Origin of the sequence: Acaryochloris thomasi RCC1774 (genome assembly GCF_003231495.1) — a bacterium.
GTDB lineage: Bacteria > Cyanobacteriota > Cyanobacteriia > Thermosynechococcales > Thermosynechococcaceae > RCC1774.
Genome location: NZ_PQWO01000055.1, coordinates 1 through 5606, shown reverse-complemented (window position 1 = coordinate 5606; position 5606 = coordinate 1). Strand labels below are relative to the sequence as shown.

Here is a 5606-nt window from a genome sequence, read left to right as displayed (position 1 = left end):
GGTGTTTAGGGTACATCGGAACAGAAAACAACGCTAAGGCTGTAACTTTTTGAGGGTATAGGTTTCAGGCGCTAATTTTCGCATTTTTCGAGGCAGCGAAATTGACACATTCCTTTCTAGGTATAGGTTTCAGGGAAATAACTTTTTTGATTATTAGCTCATGAGCTACTGAAAGCCTTTCTATTAGGCATTTTCAGCGGTTTGGCTTGTCATTGGGTCTTGATGAAGTCATAGTGTTGTGTTCCAGAGTAGGTCTACTACTCCTGTATTTCTCACAGGCCCCTACTAGATTCAACTACAAGCCAGTCTCAGTAGGGCTTATAGAAAAATTGGTAAAACAACACTCTGTATCTACGCGCCTTCGGTTAATCGCATTGTTATCCGCCATTTTCAGGATGAATTCTACCCTCAACAACCCATAAGTCATTGGCAGCTATGAATTGTCCTGATTCATCTCGTGATCTATATCTGTAGAGTATGTCAGCGTCGTCTCCTGCCCCACCAATTATACCGTCTTGGCCATAGCTACCAAGAGTAATAATTCCTGCATCGTCAGTTTTATAGATCAATTCTCGTCCCCAGAGATCGACAGTACTATTGACGTATCCTTGTCGAGGGGGTAGCTCAGAAAGACTTTTTGGAAGCCTATGATTGGATTTTGCAAACAGATAAATCCTGTAGTGTGTCTCACCAACCGCCGTAGGTGTTACTGAACTACGGGGAATCGAAATAGCATCAAGGAAAGCCTTGCCTAGCAATCCGATAATGCCGGAAACCATGACTAGACTAAGAAGTGTGCAAATTTTAATGTGCGTCCGTTTCATGACGATAAAAGGAAGACGGATAGTGTATTGCAAGCCCTAAGCAGTGTTCTTAGGGTTCCCACCCCCAAACACTACATACGATGAAAGGCCACTAAGGCTATACATGAGGCTGTTGTCTTCCCCTATTTCGATACTTCATTAGTTCAGATGCAATCAACATTGACTAAAGATGGGGCTACTTGTTGTTTTTACTGAGACGGTTCTATCTATTCATCAACGTCTGGAGGTACATATCTCTGGACCTTTAGGCTGAGTAGTTGCCATATTTTTCTATGTTGTCTTTGATTAACCATGCTTTGCCTTCTTAATTCCCCCCAAAGGCCGTAATCCCTTGAGGGCCTGAGTTTTCTCAATATCAAAGATGATCTTTCCATGCGGGTTGATATGCCCATACCGCGCTGGAGAGAACCGCGCTCGGTCTTCTTCCGTCACCTCATATCCCTGCTTTTCAATGTAATCAAGCGCCGCCTGCAAATACACCGTATTCCAGATCACCACCGCATTGGTCACCAATGTCAGGCAACTAGCCTGATTCTCCAGCCCCTCCTGATAGCGCTGCCGCAATTCTCCCTGTCGAGCCACCACTAGAAAACGCCTCAGTCCCTGGACCGCCTCACCCTTGTTCAACTGACGTTTGACCCGCCTGCGATGATCGAGACTGTTGTAGTAGCGGAGAATATAAATCGTCTTCACCAACCGCCCATACTCCTGAAATGCCTGCAGCAAGCGATTCGGTTCAGGGAACGAACTGAGCTTGCTCATTAACAGCGAAGAGGTGACATAGCCATGCTGGAGTGAGGCCGCCACCCGCAACATCTCATCCCAAGGGTCCACAATCCGCTTCGACTTAATACGCCTTTCAAACAGAGGCTTGATGAGTGTATCCGGCTTGGTCTTGAAACGATAGAGTCTCTGTTTGCCCAGATCGCGAATTCGAGGCGAGAACTGAAGACCACACAGATTGAAGAAAGCAAAGACTACCTCAGTGAAACCTGCCGTATCAGTGGTGTGCTCTAGGATCTTAAGCTCCGTTTCATTGTCTTTGATTCCATCGAAGACATAGGGTGCATCTCGACGAGTCGAAGGAATGACCTTAGTGCCGTACTGCGAAAACTGATCTGAGAGCCAGGTGTAAAACGTGACACCCTTTCCGTAACCAAAATACTTGGGCAAGGCCACCGATTGAGTGTTTTTTACCGTAACCGGAAAGCGCTGACCATCAGAGGAAGAGAGTGTTCCACCGCCCCAAGATTTAGCCAACGGTAGCTTGTGATGATAGTTCACTAATTCAGTCGTCGCCTTCGTGAGCGTGCTTTCATCAAGGAACCAGTTGTTGTGCCACAGCAAGCGTTCATAGGATAAATCAGCCCCTCGTGCCATTGCCTGCGGACCCAAATTGCAAGCCTGTGACAGTAATGCTGCATACAGATACCGTTTGGTCTCTCGTGAGCGGGTTTGATGGCCACCGGCATGAACTAGATGGTCACTGAAGCCCGTCAGCAAATCCACCTCAATCAACAGATCCGTCAGGTCTATTTTTGGCAGACATTGATTGACCAAAGCCTTCAGCTTCTTTTGCCGCTTGGACTGTTCTTGAGCTTCCAGGGGGGAGAGAACAACACGGTCATCCTCTAAACGGACATTAGGATTGTCTTTGAGGGTCTCCATAAACTTCGTCATTTCAGCATCAAGCTGCTGATTCAAGTCTTTTAATTGTCGTTTTCCCTGCTCTGGCAGCGACATCATCTGGCAAAACTCAGTTCGCATTGATGGCCACTGCTCCTTGGGGATCAGGTAGCTTTCTGGGTCTGCATATCTACGTGAGCCTTCCATCCACAGATTGCCTGAGCGCAGAGCATTACGGAGTTCCCAAAGTACGCACATCTCGTAATAACGCCGCTGTATTTTCCCCTCTTCATCTCGGATGTAGGATTTCCAAGGTGCACTCACAAAAGCCATCGGTGCTGATTGAGGAACGTGTCGTTTGCCCGTCGTATTGAGTTTCTCCAAAACGGCGATCGCCTCCAGCAACGGATCGTTTTCTCTATTGGAGCGGAATGAAAACGTCTCTAAAAATTCTGGAGCAAACCGGCGAATGTAGCTGTACCGTGCTGCGAAGTAGTCATAGGACTCGTCTTGAGTAGGGCGCACTAAGCGGTTGCAGTCTGTGATGGCTGCTTCCAACTCCTCTGGAGTGATCTGCTCAAAAATGTCAGATCGCACCTTGGGATCATCCACCTGTGGATCTAGCACCACACCTCCCACCTGTTTAAGCAGTCTTACCTTTTCATTGATCGCCACCGCTTCCTTTTGCCGGAATGCTTTGAGATCGTTCCTCGCTCTAGCATGGGTATCTGATAAACACTGAATGAAAAGATCTGCCGCCTCATCAGTGGCCTCAATCAACAACTGTTGAGCAAACGCGACCAGCAAGGGATAACGCTTTCCTGCGGGCATTCGCTTCAGACCTTGAACGCTGCTCTTCTTTGCGAGTCGGGCTAGGAATTTGAGACGATTGGGATTGAGCATGGAGACATCCCATAGATGGACTTGGTTGTCTCGCAGGAAACGGATCTTGTCTATTGCTGTGAGAATTGCTTTAGGTGAATTGCTGATGGCCGGCCGTCGCAGCCAAGAAAAACGAACGGCATGGATTTGAGACTCATGCTCCAACAGTTGATTGAGAAATCGCCTGACCGGAAGCGTCAGTAATGGCTTAAGCCGTTTATGAGTCTCTTTCATGGCCCGATTCCGCACGGTGCCGACCATCCGCTCTAGAACAGTGACACCTGGACGAACAAGCTTGTCCTTGAAGAGCTTTTCGGCTGCGAGCTGGAAGAGAAGTGAAGGCTTGTCGTGCTCTAAGGCTCGATTAACCAGCCACTTTGATAGTCGCTTGAGATCGATGGGATCAGGCGTTCGAAACCCCAAATGCTTCTGGACCTGCTGAAAGTGTTTGCTTCGGGTTTGGGACCGCTGGCCGTAGGTCGATAGCACCTCCGCTTCAATCTCAAGCTGGTGGCTCACAAAAACGACAATTTCTGTCGGTGTCTGCTGCAGGTCATCAGGGCAAAAGCCCATGTACCGAAGTCCGCAAAGCTGCAGAGCAAAGCCCAGTTGGTTATCAGGCTGACGTTTGCGATTGACCTGCTTGAGATCTTCTGGAGTGAGCGTGAAGTATTGAATCAGATCTGACTCAGAGATGTCTTCTGGGAACTGGCTCCGGTGAGTTCGCTCAGCGACACTCAGAAAACGAACGGGCATTTACGGTGATGCTGCTGGCTTGTATGAGTTTCCGCAGTAGGGACAGAACCGGAACTGCAGCGACAAAATTGGCTCTTTGCACTGCTGACAGCGATGGGTCAGCTCAGTGCCACAACCAAAGCAGTAGTGGCTCCTTGGATCTGTCCACATGGACTCTGGTGCTGTTCCGGGCACCCAACATTGTGGGCAAAATTTGAGACGGACAACCGAAGGAACATCCGCGCCGTCACAGACTGCTTCCAAGTACTCCAGTGGAATACTCAAGGCCAGCGCTAATCCTTTTCTGACGCGCCGATTGAGCCGCTGACTATCACCACTTTCAATCTTTCCAATCGTTTGGCGATGAACACCTGCAGCTTCACTCAGTTGAACTTGAGTCCAGCTTCGTTGCTGACGGAGACGGCGGACATAATTGTTGAGGGTTTCTTCGGGGTGGGGCGTACAGGTCGCCAATTCTGATGCCATTATTAATGAGCTAGAAAACAACATTGCTAAAGTACATTATTATCTTTTTGCAGAGTATATTATCGGCACAATGTCGAGGTTAGTTTTAGCAACAGTTGCGACAGAGTTTCTCGCCCGTCCGGGCTACGCGGCCAGCACGCTGAAGTCCTATGAGCTGAGCCTCTTACCGTTGCTGCAGCAGCAGGGACATTTACCAGTGGAGCTGCTTTCTCGTGGGGTGTTGGAAGACTATCTCAATAGCCTGGAGCATCTGTCTTACACGACACATCGGCGGCATCAGGCGATTCTTCAGTCTCTCCTGAACTTTGCCGTTGAGCGGGGGTATCTCAGAAATAATCCTATTGCTCATTTACGGCAGCGGAAGCCGGATGCAAGGCAGGGTGAATCGTTAACCGATGAACTGGTTCGGTATTTGACGCCTGAGCAGGTGCAGCAGATGTACCAATTAGTGAAGTCGAATGCGCGTCTCCATGCGCTTGTTGCTTTGCTGCATCGCAGCGGAGCGAGAATCTCAGAGATCCTGTCGTTAGATCTTGAAGAGATCGATCTGGTCGGTCGTAAGTTTCAGGTGGTGGGTAAGGGAAACAAGAAGCGCTGGTGTTTCTATAGTCCTGATGCTGAGGATGTTCTAGAAAAGTACATTCGCAACTATCGGCATCTAGATTGTGCAGCTTTGTTTACAGCACAGCAGCCGATGACGGGGGTGATCAGTCGTCTGAGCTACACCTCTGCATACAAAGCTTGGAAGAAGGTGACGCAGGATGCCGGTTTACTCAAAGGGGTCAGGCTTCATGATTTGCGCCATACCTTTGCTACTGAGCGGGTGGGACTTATGGGGATTGAGGAGCTGCGGGCGCTGCTGGGGCATCAACACATTCAGACGACGTTGCGCTATCAGAAGGTGACATCGGCTCGGGCTGAAGAGGTCGCAATGAGCGCACTAAAGAAAGTGATCAGTGAGTAGAGCATTCTCATCAGAAGCAACAGACTGTGACTCGTAATTCAGCATTTTTAGTATTTGGCCTGGAGTAGTAGACCTACTCTGGAACAACA

4 protein-coding genes are annotated in these 5606 nt (G+C 48.9%); 1 reads left to right on the top strand and 3 read right to left on the bottom strand.

The features are described 5' to 3' along the window. Positions 1–377: 377 nt before the first annotated feature. The 3 genes from C1752_RS27765 to C1752_RS27755 form a co-directional block, all read right to left on the bottom strand. Positions 378–779, bottom strand: coding sequence for a type II secretion system protein GspG (locus C1752_RS27765; protein WP_233501922.1), 402 nt, complete (start codon positions 777–779; stop codon positions 378–380). 330 nt (positions 780–1109) lie between these two features. Next, on the bottom strand, positions 1110–4088 hold the full coding sequence (locus C1752_RS27760; protein ID WP_110989281.1) for a Tn3 family transposase: 2979 nt from the start codon (positions 4086–4088) through the stop codon (positions 1110–1112). Beyond that, positions 4089–4553 (bottom strand): double zinc ribbon domain-containing protein, encoded by a 465-nt coding sequence (locus tag C1752_RS27755; protein ID WP_233501921.1) that lies wholly within the window; start codon positions 4551–4553, stop codon positions 4089–4091. 70 nt (positions 4554–4623) lie between these two features. Here C1752_RS27755 and C1752_RS27750 point away from each other — a divergent pair, with 70 nt between their 5' ends. Next, positions 4624–5517, top strand: a complete 894-nt coding sequence (locus C1752_RS27750) for a tyrosine-type recombinase/integrase (RefSeq protein WP_110989279.1) — start codon at positions 4624–4626, stop codon at positions 5515–5517. Positions 5518–5606: the final 89 nt, after the last annotated feature.